General features: G+C 73.9%; 1 protein-coding gene and 2 pseudogenes. 1 reads left to right on the forward strand and 2 read right to left on the reverse strand.

Going from position 1 to position 2,215, the window contains the following annotated elements:
* A pseudogene (locus tag AOJ26_RS44790) lies at nucleotides 1-194 on the forward strand (short-chain dehydrogenase); the annotation flags it as partial.
* 89 nt (nucleotides 195-283) lie between these two features.
* On the opposite strand, the gene AOJ26_RS39805 reads toward AOJ26_RS44790, so the two are convergent.
* On the reverse strand, nucleotides 284-1,165 hold the full coding sequence (locus AOJ26_RS39805) for a hypothetical protein (protein WP_053853215.1): 882 nt from the start codon (nucleotides 1,163-1,165) through the stop codon (nucleotides 284-286).
* Nucleotides 1,166-1,202: 37 nt separating this feature from the next.
* Nucleotides 1,203-2,215: pseudogene (locus tag AOJ26_RS39810) on the reverse strand (beta-galactosidase); the annotation flags it as partial.

Raw genomic sequence — 2,215 nt, forward strand, 5'->3', positions numbered from 1 at the left:
CGGCGGCCGCCGCGGGGGTGACGGGCCGGGTCTTCGAGGCGGAGGGCGGCCGGATCACCGTGATGGAGGGCTGGCGACCGGGTCCGAGCGCCGACAGGGCCGCGAGGTGGACCCCGGCGGAGGCAGGAGAGGCGGCACGGAAGCTGCTGGGCAAGGCAGAGACTCCGGGCCCGGTGTACGGAGCGCCGGCCTGATCACCCCCGGGGGCGCGGGGCCGCGTCGGTCCACGGCTCCGCCGGGTGTGCGCTGCCGCCCGCCACGACGGGGCAGCCGGCACACAGTGCTAGGTGTCGCACTCCAGCACCGTCCGGCACAACGCGCAGCGCGCTCGCACCCGCCCCCGCACCGGGACCCGGATCCGCTGATGACAGGTGGGGCAGGGAAACGACACCCGCAGCCGTCCGGGCCCGTCCGGCGTGAAGGTGTACGCCACCCCCGGCTGCGGCCCGGGCGCATGCCGCCGGTCCCGTGCGTACCGCCGCCGCCCCGCCCAGCCCGCGGCCGTGAGCGGAGGCTGCTGCTCGTCCTGCCGGGCCCTCGCCATGCCCTTCTCGTACGCCGTGTACGCCTGGGGACTGGTGAACCAGACCGAGGGGTCCTCCCCGAACAGCAGCGACCGCTTCGCCAGCACGTACCCGAACTCCTCCGGGGTGAGGTAGCCCAGCTTCTGCGACGACGCCGCGTCCTCCCGGTACGCGTCCAGCAGCAGCCACCCGGCGCCCAGGTACGTCGTCGCCGTGTCCGTGAGGATCTCGTTCTCGCGCACCCCCGGGAAGGACAGGTCCAGGCGGTGCAGGTACACGTGCATGATCTCGTGGGCCAGCGCCGCGCCGATGTCCCGCCGATGCGTGCGGAAGCGGTCGTTCAGCTCGACGAAGTACTCGGGGCCCGCGGTGAGTTCGACGTTCGCCGCGTGCGTCATCTCCCGGAAGCCGACCACCAGCCGGGCGTCCGGGAGCCGGTAGTGCCGCACCAGTTCCCGGGCCACCCGCTGCGCGCCGAGATGGAGGTCGTCGGTGTCGCAGAACGCCACGTCCACCGGGGCCACGCTCGTGTCGAACGTCCGGACGGTGTCGTAGGACAGCCGCTTGTAGAGCGCGTTGATCGAGGCCCGCACCGTCTCCAGGTGCGGGTAGCCGTGCTGGACCGGTCCGTCGTTCGTCACGCCCGTACCCCCAAGACGCCCTGAACCCGATTCCACTCTACGAGGTCACGGGCGGATCCTCGTGGGCCGGATCCGGGGCGCGCAGCCGGAGCGCGGGCCCGTGCGCCGGCGCGTCCTCCAGCTCCAGCACCCACACCTCGTTGCGGCCCTCCCGCAGCACGGGCCCCGGCACGTACAGCGTGCGCTGCGGGCCCGCGGACCAGTACCGGCCGAGTCCGAAGCCGTTGACCCACACGAACCCCCGGGTCCAGCCCGGCAGCTCCAGGACCGCGTCCCCGGCGCCCCGCACGTCCACCGCACCCCGGTACAGGCCCGGCGAGCCGCCCCCGGGCAGCTCACCGAAGCCGATCCCCGTCACCGAGTCCAGCGCGTCGAGCCGCAGCCCCCGCGCCCGCACCCCGTGCAGGAACTGCCGCTCGTGCAGCAGCCCCCCGGTGATCCCCTTGGCCTCCCCGCTGCGGGGCCCGTAGTTGACCCGCCCCAGCGACTCCACCCACAGCTCCACGCGCGCGTGCCCCGCGACCGGCTCCTTGAGCTGCGGGTCCTCCTCGGTGAGCACCCCGGCCCGCACACCGTCCACGTACACCACCGCGAGGTCCCGCAACCCCCGCGCGACCAGCGGATACGGCTGCCGTGGCCCCGGCACGGTCACCTCGTACCGCACCAGCCCCCGGTCGACGTCCAGCTCCTCGAAGGTCGGCGGCACGGGACCCTCGTGGAGCGGACCGCCGCGCACCTCCAGCACGGCGGACAAGGACGCCCACTCGGACAGGTCCACGTCACTGCCGGCACCCAGCACCTCCGGCGCGGGCGGCAGGTCCGCCACCGGGCCGTACTCGGACAGCACCTCGCGGAAACGCCAGAACTTCTCCGTCGGCCTGCCGTACTCGTCGATCGGCGCGTCGTAGTCGTACGACGTCACGTCCGGCTCCAGCGGACCGTCGTGCAGCGCGCCCCCGCCCCGGACCGGCCGACAGCCAAGCCAGCGAAATCCGTGACACCGTCCACCATGAACACGCTCACTAGGCTCCACCCTCGCCACTGGCGGCG

Source organism: Streptomyces sp. NRRL B-24085 (assembly GCF_001282115.1).
Classification (GTDB): domain Bacteria; phylum Actinomycetota; class Actinomycetes; order Streptomycetales; family Streptomycetaceae; genus Streptomyces.